The sequence below is a fragment of the Flavobacterium sp. GCM10022190 genome (assembly GCF_042656445.1).
Taxonomy (GTDB): Bacteria; Bacteroidota; Bacteroidia; order Flavobacteriales; family Flavobacteriaceae; genus Flavobacterium; species Flavobacterium nitratireducens.
This window is the reverse complement of sequence record NZ_JBHSOQ010000006.1, coordinates 33,082-50,070: the sequence shown is the minus strand read 5'-3', so window position 1 is coordinate 50,070 and position 16,989 is coordinate 33,082. Positions and strand designations below refer to the sequence as shown.

Sequence of the window (16,989 nt, the reverse complement as noted above, 5' to 3'; positions counted from 1 at the left end):
TTTTATAGTTTTGATGTTATATTAAAATAAAAAAACCGTCTTAATTTTGTTAAATTAAGACGGCTTGAAATTTTTTTAAGAAAATACTATTTAATAATTGCTGTGCAGGCTACTCTAGCTCCTGCATTTCCTGCTGGTTGTGATGTAAAATCATCAGTGCCATCATGTACAATTAATCCTTTACCTAAAATATCTTTTGTTTGGTCACCACATCCAATACACCATTCGTCTGTAGTTAGTTTGATGGTTCCATTACCATTTTCATCTGCTGTAAAATTCCCAATATCACCTTTATGGTATTCTCCAACACCCCATTTTCCATGTTTTTTAAAGGTTGGGTTCCAGTGACCTCCAGCCGAACTTCCGTCAGCAGCTGAACAATCTGATTTTTCATGGATATGGATAGCGTGAACGCCTGGTTTTAGCCCTGTTACTTTTGCTTCAAAAGTTACTTTTCCGTTTTTTTCAATAAAAGTAGCTGTTCCGCCAACTTTACTATTACTTTTTGCTTCAAATGCAATATTTAGTTTCTTACTGTCTGCCGATTTGTTTTGAGGCTTACAACCGATTAAGACTGTACTAATGGCAAATGTAAATACAATAAAATTTTTCATGATTTTTTTGTTGAAGTTTAAAAACATAAAAGTACTATAAAATCGGGCAAAAATCAAAGAATAGAGCGTTTCTATTTTGATTTTTCCCCAATAAAATGATTGTTAGGGGATTTAAATAATACATTAAATGAAGTCAAACTTCCATAAATTCGAGTAATGTATTGTTGTAATTCAATTTTTTCAATTTCTTCCAGATTACTCGAGTTTATTTTTTGTTCCATTACACGTAGACGGTCTCGTACCATGACAATTTTGTGAAAAAATGTATCAATTGGCATTTCTTTGCTAGCTAAGTTTGCCTGACCCGGTTCTAATATGATTTTTCCTCCTTTCCATTTGTCGCCTATAGGGACAATTTCAGAAACATCCGACCATTTTTTTAATAGGTTTCTTAATGTTGTTTCTACATCTGAGAAGCTTACAGTATCTACCTCGTTTTCGGCAGCTTCAATAATTTCGAATGTGTCGTCTAAAGGAATTGTTTCTAAGCCATTTTCAATGAATGTTACCCAATATTCTTTAGATGAAACATTGGTAATTACTCCTTTTCCGTATTCTGGATGTGTAATTCGGGAACCTATGCCTAGTATTTTCATATGTTTATCTTTTTTATCTAAAATAGGAACAATTTTTGTGATTTCAAAAGAGCAATTTGTCTTATTTTTATATTAAAATTAGTTGGTTGTCTATCAGATTTTTATTGGTTTAAATTTTAAAACTTTTGGCTATGAAAACATTTAGAATACTTGTTTATATTCTCTTCTTATGTTCTGTTTTGGTTGGTTTTTCACAGGAAAAAACAAAAAAACAACTTAGAAAAGAACAAAAAATAGAAAAACAAAGTACCATCCAGAGAATAGTTGAGGCTAAGGAATTTCAATTCGTTGCCCGAAACTCAAATTCACAGTATTTTCCAATAATGGACTTGTCAAATAATCCTAATTTTATCAAATTCAAACCTGATTTTATACAAAGTGATTTGCCTTTTTTTGGTCGTGGATTCAGTGGTTTAGCTTATGGTGGAACTGATGCAGGATTGCATTTTGAGGGTAAGCCTGAATTATTTACCGTTGAAAAAAATAGTAAGGAGTATCAAGTTAAGGTTTTATTCAAATCGCAAAACGATTACTTTGATATCAGGCTTTCGGTTACTTTTAGTGGTATGGCAACGTTATCGATAAATAGTAATAATAGAGGGCCTATTTCTTATTTTGGTGAAATAATGCCAATTAAAGAGGATAAAAAGAATTAAAAAAAATGAAGCCCTTTAATTTTTTTAAAAGGGCTTCATTTTATAGTTTAAATATTCAACTTTAGAAACAATATTTGTTTTCAGCAATAATTTTTGCACTAATTGTTCGTCTAATTTCTACGATGTTAGGCATATTGGTATATTTTGTGTAACGTCTTAATCCCATTAGCATCATACGTTGTTCATCGCCTTCTGCAAAAGAAATAATACTTTCTTTTCCTTTTTGAGTAACAATATCCACAGCTTTATACAAATACAATTTTGCCATTGCAATTTGTTCTTTGATATTGGCTTCTCCTAGTTTTTTAGCTAATTTTTCCGTTCTTAAAATAGTAGACTCAGCCATATAGATTTCGATTAAAATATCGGCTGCAGCGATTAACAGTTGTTGGTGTTCATCTAAATCAGGACCATATTTTTGAACTGCTCCTCCGGCAACCATTAAGAAAGCTTTTTTCAATTTGCCAATCATTTCTTTTTCTTCAGCAAATAATTCAGAATAGTCTGGAGTATCAAAAGATGGAATGCTCATAAGGTCTTCTTGAACTTTAGAAGCAGGACCTAACAAATCAACATGACCTTTCATCGCTTTTTTGATAAGCATACCTACAGAAAGCATTCGGTTAATTTCGTTAGTACCCTCGTAAATTCGGGTGATTCGTGCATCACGCCAAGCACTTTCCATAGGGGTATCTTCAGAGAATCCCATTCCACCAAAAATTTGAATACCTTCGTCAGAACAATTTTGGATATCCTCAGAAACGGCTACTTTCAAGATAGCACATTCGATAGCAAATTCTTCTACTCCTTTTAACTCAGCTTCTTGATGAGATGCGCCTTCGCTTTCGCGAATTGCAATGCGTTCTTCGATACTTTTAGCTGCTCTGTACACAGCACTTTCTCCAGCATAACAGCTCGTTGCCATCTCGGCTAATTTATAACGGATAGCACCAAATTTAGAAATAGGAACATTAAATTGAATTCTTTCATTCGCATATTTAGCCGCTCCGCTAATGATTCTTCTTTGAGAATCTAAACAAGCAGCAGCTAACTTAATACGACCAACATTAAGTGCATTCATTGCTATTTTGAAACCATTTCCTCTTTCTGAAAGCATGTTTTCTACAGGGACTTTCGTTTCGTTAAAGAACACCTGACGGGTAGAGGAGGCTCGAATACCAAGTTTATGTTCTTCTTCATTAGTACTTATGCCATTATTTGGATCATTTTCAACAATGAAACCCGTGATATTTTTATCATCTTCAATTCGGGCAAAAACAATAAAAAGGGAACAAAAGCCGGCATTGGTAATCCACATTTTTTGTCCAGTGATTTTATAATGTGTTCCATCTTCAGATAAAACCGCTTTTGTTTTTCCTGAATTAGCATCCGAACCTGCTCCTGGTTCAGTTAGGCAATAAGCGCCAAACCATTCTCCCGAAGCTAGTTTAGGGACGTACTTTTGTTTTTGTTCTTCTGTTCCATACAAAGTGATTGGTAAGGTTCCGATACCGGTATGTGCCCCAAAAGCGCTTGAAAAAGAACCAGTTGCTCCCGAAATATAATCGCATACTAATACTGTATCAACAAATCCCATTCCCATTCCGCCATAAGCTTCAGGTACAGAAATGCTCAAAAGTCCCAGCTCGGCAGCCTTTTGCATGCATTCTACAGTAAAAGCAAAGTCTCTTTTTTCAAAACGATCTTTGTTTGGCCAAAGTTCTTTATCCACAAATTCTTTGACCATGTCGCGCATCATTTTTTGTTCCTCAGAGAAATCTTCTGGAATAAAAATGTCTTCGCATTTTGTTTCTTTAACTAAAAACTGACCACCACGAGTCACATTTTTTTCTATTGTATCTGCCATGGTATATATTTATTTAGTGTTTTTTTAATGATTTATAACAGTTCAAAAATCCCTGCTGCACCTTGCCCTGTTCCCACACACATCGTTACGATTCCGTATTTACTGCCACGGAGTTTCATTTCGTCAAATAACTGAACGGATAATTTAGCTCCGGTACAACCCAGAGGATGACCTAATGCAATCGCTCCTCCGTTGACATTTACAATATCTGGATTAAGGTCTAATTCTCTGATTACAGCCAATGATTGGGATGCAAAAGCTTCATTTAATTCAATTAATTCAATGTCTTTTAATTGTAATCCAGCTTGTTTTAACGCTTTTGGTATCGCTTTTACTGGGCCTATTCCCATAATTCTTGGTTCAACTCCTGCTGAGGCATAATTCACTAATCGGGCGATAGGCTGGATATTTAATTCTTTTACCAATTCTTCGCTCATGATTAAAACAAAGGCAGCACCATCACTCATTTGTGATGAGGTTCCTGCCGTAACCGTTCCATCAGCGGCAAAAACAGGTCTTAATTTGGCTAAGGCTTCCATTGAAGTATCGGCTCTTGGACCTTCGTCTTTATTTACAGTGTAGCTTTTCGTTTCTTTTTTGCCATTAGTATTAACAAAAGTTTGTTCAATGGTAATAGGAACTATTTGTTTATCAAATTTACCTTCGGCTTGTGCTTTTAAAGCTTTCATGTGTGAATGATAAGCAAAGGCGTCCTGGTCTTCTCTGGAAACATTAAATTGTTTGGCGACGGCTTCGGCAGTTAATCCCATTCCCCAATAATAGTCCTCGTGGCCTGCTTTTGCAACAGCATAATCAGGAGTTGGACGATAACCACCCATTGGAATAAAACTCATGCTTTCGGCACCACCGGCAATGATACAGTCGGCCATTCCCGACTGGATTCGGGCAGTTGCCATTCCGATAGTTTCTAATCCGGAAGCGCAATAACGGTTGACGGTTACCCCTGGAACATCGTTAATTTCTAATCCCATTAAAGAAATTAATCGTCCAAAATTCAAGCCTTGTTCTGCTTCAGGCATGGCATTTCCTACCATTACATCATCGATGCGTTTTTTGTCAAAATCAGGTAGTTCATTCATCATATGTTGAATGGTTTCTGCGGCTAATTCATCCGGTCTTTTAAATCGGAACAATCCTTTAGGCGCTTTTCCTACTGCTGTTCGGTATGCTTTAACTATATAGGCTGTTTTCATTGATAAAAAGTATTAAGATTGGAGAATTAATTATTAAGACTTCCAATCAATGTCATTATTGTTTTTTTAGAGATTTTTGAAGTTCAAAATTCATATTGCTTATCTCAACTAGTTCATTTATTATTGGAGAAATTTTTTCTTCATCAATTAATTCAAGACGTTTTGAAATAATTAACAGAGTAATTAATTCATATGTGGAACCATTTGCAATTCCTAAGAAATGGGCAAATTCATTGTTTGAATTTCTTCCTGATCCTTCAGCAATATTTGAAGGAATAGAAACGGCACATTTTTTAATTTGATGTGTTAAGTTGAATCTTTCATCAATGGGTAATTCTGAAGTGACTTTATAAACATCTACAGTAATGTCTATTGCTTTTTGCCAAATCTTTAATTTTTCAAATTGATGCATAATAGTTTCTTTTTGGTCTTAATACTTAATACTCAAATCTTAATACTTCAAAATTAATTCCTCAAAGGTTTTCCTGCTTTCAACATATACTGAATTCGTTCCATGGTTTTTCTTTCGGTACAAAGCGATAAGAAAGCTTCTCTTTCTAAATCCAATAAATATTGTTCAGATACTAAAGTTGGTTCGGATAAATCACCACCAGCCATTACATAGGCTAGTTTATTAGCAATTTTTTTATCGTGTTCCGAAATATAATTTCCTGCTACCATTTGGTCAGTACCTACTAAAAACATTCCAAGGGCTTGTTTTCCTAACACCTTAATATCATTACGTCGGATAGGCTGTGTATAACCTGCTTCGGCCATAAGAAGGGCATGTTTTTTAGCTTCGGCAATTTGACGGTCTTTGTTTACCACAATAAGGTCTTTGCCGTGTTGCAATAAACCGGTGTCAAATGCTTCGTAACCTGAAGTAGAAACTTTTGCCATAGCAATTGTTAAGAAATATTCCTGTAAGGTGTTCAGTTCAACATCATTTTTACGGAATAAATCGGAGGCACGCAAAGCCATTTCTTTCGAACCACCACCACCAGGTATAACACCTACGCCAAATTCCACCAATCCCATATAAGTCTCGGCTGCGGCAACTATTTTATCGGCATGAAGACTCATTTCGCAACCTCCTCCAAAAGTCATTCCGTGTGGAGCGACAATAACCGGAATAGAAGAATAACGTACACGCATCATCGTGTCTTGAAAGTACTTGATAGCAAAATTCAATTCATCATATTCTTGCTCTATAGCCATCATGAATATCATGGCTAAATTAGCTCCAACAGAAAAATTGGCGGCCTGATTTCCAATTACCAGACCTTCATATTCTTTTTCGGCTAAATCAATTCCTTTATTAATAGCTTGTAAAACATCACTCCCTATCGTATTCATCTTCGATTTGAATTCGACGTTTAATATTCCGTCTCCCAAATCTTCAATGATAGCCCCGCTATTGCTCCAAACTTTTTTGCTTTCGCGAATGTTATTCAGAATGATGAACGCATCTTGTCCTGGAATTTTTTCTTGTGATTTTTTTACAATGTCATAATAATAGCTTGCGCCTTCTTTAACAGTATAAAAGCTGTTATTTCCCGAAGCTAACATTTCATTTACCCATGCAGCAGGAGTAAGACCTTCAGCTTTTAGCATTTCAATTCCTTTTGCGACTCCAACGGCATCCCAAATTTCAAATGGACCATTTTCCCAGCCAAAACCGGCTTTCATAGCATCGTCAATCTTGTATAATTCATCTGAGATTTCAGGAATTCTATGAGAGACATAAGCAAATAAAGCGGCGAAACTTTTTCTGTAAAATTCACCTGCTTTATCTTGTCCGCTTACTAAAACTTTGAAACGGTCAATAGGTTTTTCAATGGTTTTCGTCAATTCTAAAGTGGCAAATGATGCTTTTTTAGCTGGACGATACTCTAAAGTGTTTAAATCTAATGAAAGAATATCTTTGTCAACTTTTTTATAAAAACCTTGTCCAGCTTTACTGCCGAACCATTTGTTTTCGACCATTTTACTGATGAATTCTGGGAGTTTGAATAACTCATGAGCTTCGTCATTAGGGCAGTTTTCATAAATCCCATTGGCAACATGAACTAAAGTATCTAAACCTACTACGTCAACCGTTCTAAAAGTAGCCGATTTTGGTCGTCCAATCACAGGGCCTGTTAGTTTATCGACTTCTTCAATGGTTAGATTCATTTCTTTTACTAAATGAAACAAACTTTGAATTCCAAAAACACCAATTCTGTTTCCAATAAATGCAGGAGTATCTTTAGCAACAACTGAGGTTTTTCCTAAGAACTTTTCTCCATAATTATTTAGAAAACTTAATACTTCAGCCGAAGTTTTTGGACCCGGAATAATTTCAAATAGTTTTAAGTAACGCGCAGGGTTAAAAAAGTGGGTACCGCAAAAATGTTTTTGAAAGTCTTCTGAACGTCCTTCACTCATAAAATGAATTGGAATTCCCGAAGTATTTGAAGTGACTAATGTTCCAGGAGTTCTGTATTGATCGATTTGTTCGAAAACCATTTTTTTGATATCCAAACGTTCTACTACTACTTCGATAATCCAATCTACATTTGCAATTTTAGCCATATCATCGGTTGTGTTTCCAGTTGTAATTCGGCTGGCGAATTTTTGGCTGTAAATAGGCGATGGTTTGGATTTAAGCGAATTAGCCAAATGCTCATTCACTATTCGGTTTCTAACGGCTTTACTCTCTAACGTGAGTCCTTTTTGAATTTCACTGTCGGTTAGTTCTTTAGGAATAATGTCCAAAAGCAATACCTCAACACCGATGTTTGCAAAATGACAAGCAATTCCAGAACCCATGATTCCAGAACCAATTACGGCAACTTTTTTAATTGTGCGTTTCATACGTTGGTACTATTTATATTTTCATGAAAATCATTTACTATTTTAAGTTTTTTAAACTTTTACAACTATGATTTTTCACTGTTACTCTTTTCACATTGACTAAAAATCTCTTTGTCTTGTATTAATTGATTGATAGTTATGGCGATTTCAATGAAATTATCCCATTGTTCTTCACTAAAACGTTTTCTAATAGTTTCGTTAAAATGAATAACCGTATTCTTAGATAACTCCCTTTTTTCTTTTCCAAAATCGGTTAGATATATTAATACACCTCGGCCATCATTAGGGTTTTTCTTTTTAATGATTAAGCCTTTTTCTTCCATCGATTTTAGCGTACGGGTTAAACTGGTAGGTTCCATTCCCATTTTAGGGCCTAAAGCAGTTGAAGGAGTTCCTTTTTCTTTATCAATACTTAACAAGGCAAATCCTGTTGCCATTGTAGCTCCATATTTTGCAGCTTCTTCATTGTACATTCTCGCAATGGATTGCCAAGTAGCACGTAATATATAGTCGATTGATTTGTCTTTCATGCGGCATAATTTTTAGATTATGATAAAATAGATGTATTTATTTTATCATAATCGTTTTATTATAATGTGGAATTTACGATACTGATATTGTTGTTTTTCAAATATAAGAAAAAAATAGTATGCAAGCATAATATAAGTTAGCTATTTTAATGTTAAAAAACAAGGTTTTTACAAAAAAAAGAGACTGTTTCATTTGTTTTGAAACAATCTCTTTATGTTGAAAAAAGATAAATATTCTTAAATAGTTTGACTTTGTTTAATTATTTCAAATTTCACTACTTGTTTCTAAATTTTCTACAATTTCGGCAAGTTGCTTCGCATCGATAGGCTTTACAATATAATCGGATATCTCGCTAATAGCTTTTGATCGCTCAATATCAATTGGGTCTATCGAAGAGGTCACCATGTAAATAATTATTTTTTTTCCTACATATGGTTTAATTTTGATATACTCCTCCATAAATTCAAAACCATCCATTATGGGCATGTTTATATCTAGGAATATCACATCTGGAAGATTATTAGGATCATTAAGATTTTCTGATAAAAAATCTATTGCTTCTTCACCATCAGAAAACATCATTATTTTGTTTGCAAAATTTTGACTTTCAATGGTTTTGTTTAAAGTGAATTTATATACATCATCATCATCAACGATGCAAATTACTAGAAGTTTTTCCATAAGCTTAATTTTATTTTAAAAGATTTGGGGATTATCAAATTATAATTATGTTTTTAAAATACTATTTTAAAAGTAGTTCCTTTGTCAACTTCACTTTCGGCAGAAATTGTTCCACCCATAGATTCAATTTGTGTTTTAGTTAGGTAAAGACCAACTCCTTTTGCATCTGAATTTCTATGAAAGGTTTTGTGCAAACCAAACAATTTGTCTTTATGTCTGTCTAAATTTATTCCTAGTCCGTTATCCGAAAATGTTAGCACTGTTTTATCTTCTTCTAAGTATGTTTTTATTTCAATTTTAGGATTTCTTTCAGGGCTTCTGTATTTGATGGCATTTGTTAGTAGATTTAACAAAATACTTTCAAGGTACTCGTTATTGTAAAGTAGGTTAGGAGCTAGTGAAAAATCGGCTTTGATTTCTGTTTTTGTTTCCATGATTTGAGCCGTTACAATTTCTTTTATTTTTTTGAAAACGGATTCAAATTCTATGTTTTCCAGATTGGTAATTGATTTTTCTTTGATTAATAAAGCTTCAATTAAACTATTTAATGTGGATGTAAGATGCCCAATAACAATTCCAAATTTTTCAAAAAGAAGTGTTTTTTCTTCTTCATCATCCGAATCGTTATATAAGCTCAACAAGGTGTTTAAATTCCCTACAGGTGAGCGAAGATTATGAGAGGTAATGTGCGCAAAGTTGGCTAATTGTTTGTTTTGACTACTCAGTTTTTCGGCTAGGATTTCAAGGTTTTCTTTTGCAATTATAAGATTATGTTGATTTTCTAATTTTTCGGTAACATCTATTCCTGTTTCTAAGAATCCTAATATTTCTCCATCTTCAGATTTTAATGCTGTTATTGTTAATAATACATGAAGAATAGAACCGTCTTTGCGAACATAAGTCCATTCTTCAGATTTTTGATTTCCATTTTTTGCAATTTCTGCTAATACTTCAAAACCTGTAATTTCTCTACCCAATTTTTCTGAAAGTTGGATTCCTTGTTGATTTACTTCATTTTCAAGATGTAGAATAATTGGGTTTTTTATTTCAATCATCTCTTCAGCAGAGTAGTGTAGCATTCTTTCTGCACCAGTATTGAAATGAGTGATTGTACCGTTTGGGTCAGTTACAATAATAGAAATTAATTCATTATTAAAAATGGCTTTTAATTCCTCATTAGCTCTGCTTAAGGTTTTTTCGGTTTGTTTGATTTTAGTTATATCTTGAAAAACGCCATAAAGTCTAGAACATTTTCCTTTTTCAAATTCGGCTTGACCAATTGCTCTTGCCCAAATATTATTTCCTTTTAAAGTAGTTAGTTCTACTTCGAGATCATAAGGTGTACCATTTTCTATTGCTTCTCCAACTGCTTTTTGAATTTGATCTCTACTTTCACCTGGTTTAAAAAAGTTAATGGCGGTGGTTAATTCAGGTTGGTAATCTTGAGGAACTTCGTGAATTTCTTTCGTAATTCGACTCCAATGAATAGTATTCGATTTTAAATTCACTTCCCAAGTTCCGATTCGGGCTACTTCATTAGTTTTATCAAGAATTTCTTCAATTTTTCTTTTTTCTAGATCTTTTTGCTTTATGTGAGTAATGTCGGCAGTATACATGATAATCCCTCCAATTTTATTTTCGTATAAATACCAAGGCCTTACATCCCATGTGATCCATTGTATGGAGCCATCTTCTCTTTCAAATATTGATTCATCACATTGATTTATTTCACCATTTAAACAATCTTGATGGATTTTTTTCCATTCGTCTCCAATTTCTGGAAATATTTCATAATGGGATTTACCAATAAGATCTAAACCTGTAAGCTTGTAATCTTTAATCCATTGCTTAGATGCTGCCATATAGCACATATTAGAATCAAACATAGCAATCGCTCCAGGAGCCTGTTCGATAAAAATCATGTTTCTTTCGTTGCTTTCTTTTATTTTGTTTTGAAATTCTACGTTGGCGGTTATATCATGATTGGTACCAACCATTCTTGTTGGTTTTCCTGAAGAGTCCCAATGCACGATTGCTTTTGCTTTTAAGTAACGAACTGAACCATTAGGCCAAACTACCCTAAAATTGGTGTCAAATTCTTTTTCTCCTTTTAAAGCAAGTTGAAATTCTAAAACAGCTCTATCTAAATCATCAGGATGTACCCCTTCTGCCCATGCCTCGTAAGCTCCCTTAAAGTTTTCTTTTTCAACACCATACAAGTGCATCATTATGTCGTCCCAAACCAAAATATTATTGATTACATCATAATCCCAAATTCCGATAGAGGAATTGTTTGTGGCAAGTTTTAATCTTTCAGAGATTTTATATTGTTTAGAAATATTTCTAATTGATGCCGATGTCCATTGCTTATTGTTTATGGTTACCTTATTTAGTGATACTTCAACAGGTATTTCGGTTTTATCTTTTTTTGATGCAAAGTTTACGTTAATGTTAATAGTATTGTTTTTATTGGATATATCATCCTTAATAAAGTTAATTTCCGGGAGGATGGTTTTTATAGGTTGGTTAATTAATTCCTCTTTGGTATAACCTATCTCGGATTCTAATTTATCATTTACAGTTTGAATTAATCCGTTTTCATCAACTATTACCATAGGATCTGGTGTTGCATTTAAAAAGGAATTAACGGTTAAAAGACTTATTTCGGCTTGTATTTTTTTAAACTCGATTTGATTAAGTGTTTTTGCAGTTTTTGTAATGATAAAAATACTCGAAAGAATAAAACATATTGAAAAAAGGATAATTCCAAATTCTACGGAAACGTAATCAAAACGGTGTGTGAGTAATCTTAAATAGGTCAAAATGATAATCATCGTTACTATTTGTAAGGATAATATTCGCGCCATTTTATTACCAATTTTATAACCAGTATAGATTCCGACTAATCCAATTTTGTAATTAACTAATGAAGCCGCAATTGATAAGGTACAAAGTGCAATAGATGTATGTACTGCCATTGAAGTAAGGAATGCCAGTTTATAAAAAGTAGGCACATTATACAAATATCCTAAGGCAGCAATGAAAGTTATTAATGTTGTAACGTTTAGAAGTATATTACAAATTATTTGTATCGTCTTTTTTTTACTATTAATTAATAAAAAAGAAGTCCCCATTAAAACAAAGCTAAAAGCACTTGTTTGTGACATCCTACCTGGTACGATATTTTTTGGAAATCGAGGATCAAAATCTTTGACAATTAACTCGTCAATACCAAGATTAATTTGAAAAATTCCTTCAATGAGTGTTAAAGTTCCAATGAGTAATACAAAAGCCGCCAGTATTTTAGATAAATATTTATTTTGAATACTTATTCCAGAATTAATAAAATACAGCGCCAAGCTTAATGATGTAATGCACAGCGCTGTATTGAATTTCATTGTAACCGTATCAGGAAAAATGGATTTCAGTAAGGGAATATTGAATATCCAACCAAATAGAACAAAAATGCCCAAGAATGCACATGAAATGCTAACTATACGTATTAATTTTTTAAATTTATTTTCGGGATTATTGAGCATATAAAATGGTTAAGTGGTATTTGGAGATGAAATTTAAGAAAAAATCAGTTAAAAACTTCGTGTTAGATTAATTAAAATTAGGTTTTAGTCTAAAATCTCACAGAGCAATTATTGATAAATTTTATTAAATAAGGTTTGATATTTCTCCAATATGTTTTTTCGTTTTAACTTAAGAGTTGGTGTTAAGTGACCACTCTCAATGGACCAGATGTCTGGTGTAAGCTCAAAACGTTTGATTTGTTCCCAATGTCCAAATTTACCATTAATAGTGTCAATCTCTTTTTGAATTCGGGCGATTACTTTTTCATTTTTGATTAAGTTCTCATGATTGGCATCTAATTCGATGCGATTCTTTTTAGCCCATTCGATGATGAAATCAAAATTGGGTTGGATAAAAGCCGCTGGCATTTTTTGTCCCTCTCCAATAACCATGATTTGTTCAATAAAACGGGATTGCTTCATGGTGTTTTCAATAAGTTGAGGTGCTATGTATTTTCCTCCAGAGGTTTTGAACATTTCTTTTTTACGGTCGGTGATTTTCAAGAAACCGTCTTTATCTATGTTTCCAATATCGCCAGTATGGAAATAGCCATCAGTAATTACTTCATTGGTTAAGGTTTCATTTTTATAATAGCCCATCATTACATTAGGTCCTTTGCAAAGGATTTCGCCATCTTCTGCAATTTTGACTTCCACGTTATCAATGACTTTTCCAACGGTGCCTACTCTAAAACCAAAATTACGCATGTCGTTTACTGCAATTACAGGAGAGGTTTCTGTCAAGCCATAGCCTTCCATAACTGGGATTCCTGCCGCAGCAAATATCCTAGATAATCGGGGTTGTAGTGCTGCACTTCCTGAAACCATTACTTCAAGTTTACCTCCCAATCCTTCCTGCCATTTACTAAAAATTAGTTTTCTGGCAATTTTAAGTTGGAATTCATACCAAAAGCCATTGGCGCCATAAGGTTCATAACGTTCACCAAGATTAATGGCCCAAAAGAATAGCTTTCGTTTAATTCCGGTTAAGTCAGCCCCTTTAGCATAAATTTTATCATATACTTTTTCAATAAGTCTAGGAACAGCAGTGATAACTGTAGGTTGTACTTCTTTGATGTTTTCCCCAATTTTTTCGATTGATTCTCCAAAATAGATTGATACGCCATAAAATTGGTACAAATAAAGAACCATTCTTTCAAATATATGGCAGATAGGTAAAAAGCTTAAAGCTCTGCTTTTTCCCGCTTCAAACGGAATTCGAGGAGCACTACCTAAAACATTCGAAACAATATTTTGATGCGAAAGCATTACTCCTTTTGGGTTTCCGGTAGTTCCAGAAGTATATATGATTGTGGCTAAATCTTCGGTATTGATACTGCTTTTTCTGGCTTCTACTTCGTCTTGATTTGAATTACTTTCACCAAGTTTCAGTAATTCATTCCAGTTTTTACAATTATCGATACTGTTAAAGCTGTAAATGTCTTTTAGATGTGGTAGTTTGCTCTTAATGGCGTTTATTTTGTTGAATAATTCAATATCAGATACAAAACAATATTTTGCTTCGCAATGATTAAGAATATATTCGTAATCCTGTTCAGATATTGTAGGGTAGATTGGAACTGTTTGAGCACCAGTTTGCAAAATTCCAATGTCCATGATGTGCCATTCTGGTCTGTTTGTGGATGAGATTATGGCAATTTTATCGTTTTTTTTGATTTCTAGTTGCAAAAGTGCACGAGATATATGATTGGCTTTAGCGATATATTCCTGTGTAGATACTTTTATCCAAGTTCCATTTTGTTTTGATGCTAATGCGTCAGGAATGCTATTGAATTCATCTTGTTGATGATAGGGAAAATCAAAAATTCTAGTTATTGAGGCCATGGTTACATGTTTTGTAATGCTATGCAAAATAGGAAAAAATTGTTGAATTTTCTTTTTTTTGACAATAAAAAAGTAGCCTTCTATTTTATTTACAGAATAGTTTGAATTTATTAATTTTAAACAAACGCACTTATTTTTTTGTGTGGATTTTTTTTCATAATTTAAAGTCCTTTTTATTTGAATAATTGATTTAGATATTTAGAAATAGTTTTTATCTATCAAAAATAAAAAATCAATAGTTTTAAGTTTTGTAATTTAGCATTGAAACTAATAAATGTCATAAAAATAAAATAGTATGGAAAATATGAAAAGTTCAAACGGTGTGGGTAAATGTCCTTTTTCAAGTGGCATAGTAAAAGAAACTGCAGGTTCTGGTACCTCAAATAAAGATTGGTGGCCAAACCAATTAAAATTGAATATTTTACGTCAGCATGCTACTTTTTCCAACCCTATGGGAGAAGATTTTAATTATGCTGAAGCCTTTAAATCACTTGATTTAGCGGCCGTTAAAAAAGATATTTTCGACTTAATGACTAGCTCACAGGATTGGTGGCCAGCTGATTATGGTCATTACGGTCCATTTTTTATCCGTATGGCTTGGCATAGTGCAGGAACGTACCGTATTGCAGATGGTCGTGGAGGAGCAGGTTCGGGTTCACAGCGTTTTGCACCTTTAAATAGTTGGCCTGATAATGTGAATTTAGACAAAGCTAGATTGCTTTTATGGCCAATAAAGAAAAAGTATGGAAAAAAAATCTCATGGGCGGATTTAATGATTTTAGCAGGGAATTGCGCTTTAGAATCAATGGGATTAAAAACCTTTGGTTTTGCCGGAGGACGTGAAGATATTTGGGAAACGGAGCAGGATATTTATTGGGGGGCTGAAGGTAAATGGTTAGATGATCAACGCTATTCGGGAGATCGTGAGTTAGAAAATCCATTAGCAGCTGTTCAAATGGGATTGATTTATGTAAATCCTGAAGGACCTAATGGTAATCCAGATCCTGTAGCATCGGCTAGAGATATTCGAGAAACTTTTGGTCGAATGGCAATGAATGATGAAGAAACAGTTGCCTTGATTGCAGGAGGGCATACTTTTGGGAAAACACATGGAGCGGCTGATCCTAGTCAATATGTTGGTGTTGAACCAGAAGGAGCAAGTATTGAAGAACAAAGTTTAGGTTGGAAAAATACTTTTGGAACAGGCCATGGTGCCGACACTATTTCGAGTGGTTTAGAAGGTGCTTGGACAACAACTCCAACGAAATGGAGCAATAACTATTTTGAGAACTTATTTGGTTTCGAATGGGAATTAACAAAAAGTCCCGCAGGAGCACACCAATGGAAACCTAAGAACGGCGGTGGAGCAGGAACCGTTCCGGATGCTCATATTCCTTCAAAAACACATGCCCCAACAATGCTTACGGCTGATTTAGCTTTACGATTTGATCCTATTTATGAAAAGATATCCAGAAATTTTTATGAAAATCCAGATCAATTTGCAGATGCTTTTGCAAGAGCTTGGTATAAATTGACACACAGAGATATGGGGCCTATTGCGCGTTATTTAGGGCCGGAAGTACCAAAAGAAGAATTAATTTGGCAAGATCCAATTCCGACCGTTAATCATGAACTAGTGGATGCTACAGCTATTTCTTCGCTGAAAGCAAAAATCATAAACTCAGGTTTGTCAGTGGCTGAATTAGTGAGTACCGCTTGGGCTTCGGCATCTACTTTTAGAGGTTCAGACAAAAGAGGAGGTGCAAATGGTGCTCGTGTTCGATTAGCGCCTCAAAAAGATTGGGAAGTAAATAACCCTGCTCAATTGGCTAAAGTTATTACTAAATTAGAAGCTATTCAGGTCGAATTTAATCGATCTCAAACGAATGGCAAACAAGTGTCACTTGCGGATTTAATTGTTTTAGGAGGTGCTGCAGCTGTAGAAAAAGCCGCTAAGAATGCAGGTTACGATATTGAAGTTCCGTTTACTGCAGGAAGAGCTGATGCTTCACAAGAACAAACCGATGTGGATTCTTTTGTTGTTTTAGAACCTATAGCTGATGGTTTCCGTAATTATATGAAAACAAAATATACTGTTTCAGCCGAAGAATTATTGGTAGACAAAGCGCAGTTGTTGACTCTTACCGTTCCTGAATTGACTGTTTTGATTGGTGGTATGCGTGTGTTAAATACAAATTATGATCATTCGAACCATGGTGTTTTTACAGCTACACCTGAAGTTTTAACAAATGACTTTTTTGTAAACTTGTTGGATTTTGATACTACTTGGAAAGCAGTCTCAAATAATCAAGATATTTTTGAAGGTCATGACCGCAAGTCGGGAGCATTGAAATGGACGGCTTCTCGTGTTGATTTGATATTTGGATCGAATTCTGAATTAAGAGCAATCGCTGAGGTTTATGGTTGCTCTGATTCTAAAGAAAAATTTGTAAAAGACTTCATTACTGCTTGGGATAAAGTAATGAATTTAGATCGTTTTGATTTAGTTTAGTTAGTTAGTTATTATTTAAAAAAATCCCGTTGGTAATTA

General features: G+C 34.0%; 12 protein-coding genes. 2 read left to right on the top strand and 10 right to left on the bottom strand.

Going from position 1 to position 16,989, the window contains the following annotated elements; genetic code table 11:
- Nucleotides 1-86: 86 nt before the first annotated feature.
- Together ACFPTQ_RS15380 and ACFPTQ_RS15375 are read right to left on the bottom strand one after the other, a co-directional pair.
- Nucleotides 87-614 carry a superoxide dismutase family protein gene (locus ACFPTQ_RS15380; protein ID WP_379778686.1) on the bottom strand — a complete coding sequence of 176 codons (528 nt, stop codon included), beginning with the start codon at nt 612-614 and terminating at the stop codon, nt 87-89.
- 71 nt (nt 615-685) lie between these two features.
- Nucleotides 686-1,210, bottom strand: coding sequence for a hypothetical protein (locus tag ACFPTQ_RS15375; protein WP_379778684.1), 525 nt, complete (start codon nt 1,208-1,210; stop codon nt 686-688).
- 131 nt (nt 1,211-1,341) lie between these two features.
- Here ACFPTQ_RS15375 and ACFPTQ_RS15370 point away from each other — a divergent pair, with 131 nt between their 5' ends.
- Nucleotides 1,342-1,866, top strand: a complete 525-nt coding sequence (locus ACFPTQ_RS15370) for a DUF4251 domain-containing protein (protein ID WP_379778682.1) — start codon at nt 1,342-1,344, stop codon at nt 1,864-1,866.
- Nucleotides 1,867-1,927: 61 nt separating this feature from the next.
- On the opposite strand, the gene ACFPTQ_RS15365 is transcribed toward ACFPTQ_RS15370, so the two are convergent.
- The 8 genes from ACFPTQ_RS15365 to ACFPTQ_RS15330 all read right to left on the bottom strand — a co-directional run bounded on the left by ACFPTQ_RS15365 (nt 1,928) and on the right by ACFPTQ_RS15330 (nt 14,438).
- A complete protein-coding gene (locus ACFPTQ_RS15365; protein ID WP_379778680.1) occupies nt 1,928-3,733 on the bottom strand; it encodes an acyl-CoA dehydrogenase family protein in 1,806 nt (601 codons plus the stop codon).
- A 32-nt stretch (nt 3,734-3,765) separates the two neighbouring features.
- On the bottom strand, nt 3,766-4,947 hold the full coding sequence (locus tag ACFPTQ_RS15360) for an acetyl-CoA C-acyltransferase (protein ID WP_379778678.1): 1,182 nt from the start codon (nt 4,945-4,947) through the stop codon (nt 3,766-3,768).
- A 55-nt stretch (nt 4,948-5,002) separates the two neighbouring features.
- Entirely contained in the window at nt 5,003-5,359 is a 357-nt protein-coding gene (locus tag ACFPTQ_RS15355) for a four helix bundle protein (protein ID WP_379778676.1), read from the bottom strand.
- 53 nt (nt 5,360-5,412) lie between these two features.
- On the bottom strand, nt 5,413-7,803 hold the full coding sequence (locus ACFPTQ_RS15350) for a 3-hydroxyacyl-CoA dehydrogenase/enoyl-CoA hydratase family protein (protein WP_379778674.1): 2,391 nt from the start codon (nt 7,801-7,803) through the stop codon (nt 5,413-5,415).
- A gap of 65 nt (nt 7,804-7,868) precedes the next feature.
- A complete protein-coding gene (locus ACFPTQ_RS15345; RefSeq protein ID WP_379778672.1) occupies nt 7,869-8,333 on the bottom strand; it encodes a MarR family winged helix-turn-helix transcriptional regulator in 465 nt (154 codons plus the stop codon).
- A gap of 265 nt (nt 8,334-8,598) precedes the next feature.
- On the bottom strand, nt 8,599-9,015 hold the full coding sequence (locus ACFPTQ_RS15340; RefSeq protein WP_379778670.1) for a response regulator: 417 nt from the start codon (nt 9,013-9,015) through the stop codon (nt 8,599-8,601).
- Nucleotides 9,016-9,068: 53 nt separating this feature from the next.
- Nucleotides 9,069-12,413 carry a PAS domain S-box protein gene (locus ACFPTQ_RS15335; RefSeq protein ID WP_379778668.1) on the bottom strand — a complete coding sequence of 1,115 codons (3,345 nt, stop codon included), beginning with the start codon at nt 12,411-12,413 and terminating at the stop codon, nt 9,069-9,071.
- Nucleotides 12,414-12,662: 249 nt separating this feature from the next.
- Nucleotides 12,663-14,438 (bottom strand): AMP-dependent synthetase/ligase, encoded by a 1,776-nt coding sequence (locus ACFPTQ_RS15330; protein WP_379778666.1) that lies wholly within the window; start codon nt 14,436-14,438, stop codon nt 12,663-12,665.
- A 295-nt stretch (nt 14,439-14,733) separates the two neighbouring features.
- Here ACFPTQ_RS15330 and katG point away from each other — a divergent pair, with 295 nt between their 5' ends.
- Nucleotides 14,734-16,950, top strand: coding sequence for a catalase/peroxidase HPI (gene katG / locus ACFPTQ_RS15325; RefSeq protein ID WP_379778664.1), 2,217 nt, complete (start codon nt 14,734-14,736; stop codon nt 16,948-16,950).
- Nucleotides 16,951-16,989 lie beyond the last annotated feature (39 nt).

Bases quoted from the DNA above. Each gene is read 5' to 3' on its own strand.
- ACFPTQ_RS15380 (WP_379778686.1), bottom strand. From the start codon at position 614: ATGAAAAATTTTATTGTATTTACATTTGCCATTAGTACAGTCTTAATC.
- ACFPTQ_RS15375 (WP_379778684.1), bottom strand. From the start codon at position 1,210: ATGAAAATACTAGGCATAGGTTCCCGAATTACACATCCAGAATACGGA.
- ACFPTQ_RS15370 (WP_379778682.1), top strand. From the start codon at position 1,342: ATGAAAACATTTAGAATACTTGTTTATATTCTCTTCTTATGTTCTGTT.
- ACFPTQ_RS15365 (WP_379778680.1), bottom strand. From the start codon at position 3,733: ATGGCAGATACAATAGAAAAAAATGTGACTCGTGGTGGTCAGTTTTTA.
- ACFPTQ_RS15360 (WP_379778678.1), bottom strand. From the start codon at position 4,947: ATGAAAACAGCCTATATAGTTAAAGCATACCGAACAGCAGTAGGAAAA.
- ACFPTQ_RS15355 (WP_379778676.1), bottom strand. From the start codon at position 5,359: ATGCATCAATTTGAAAAATTAAAGATTTGGCAAAAAGCAATAGACATT.
- ACFPTQ_RS15350 (WP_379778674.1), bottom strand. From the start codon at position 7,803: ATGAAACGCACAATTAAAAAAGTTGCCGTAATTGGTTCTGGAATCATG.
- ACFPTQ_RS15345 (WP_379778672.1), bottom strand. From the start codon at position 8,333: ATGAAAGACAAATCAATCGACTATATATTACGTGCTACTTGGCAATCC.
- ACFPTQ_RS15340 (WP_379778670.1), bottom strand. From the start codon at position 9,015: ATGGAAAAACTTCTAGTAATTTGCATCGTTGATGATGATGATGTATAT.
- ACFPTQ_RS15335 (WP_379778668.1), bottom strand. From the start codon at position 12,413: ATGAAATTCAATACAGCGCTGTGCATTACATCATTAAGCTTGGCGCTG.
- ACFPTQ_RS15330 (WP_379778666.1), bottom strand. From the start codon at position 14,438: ATGGCCTCAATAACTAGAATTTTTGATTTTCCCTATCATCAACAAGAT.
- katG (WP_379778664.1), top strand. From the start codon at position 14,734: ATGGAAAATATGAAAAGTTCAAACGGTGTGGGTAAATGTCCTTTTTCA.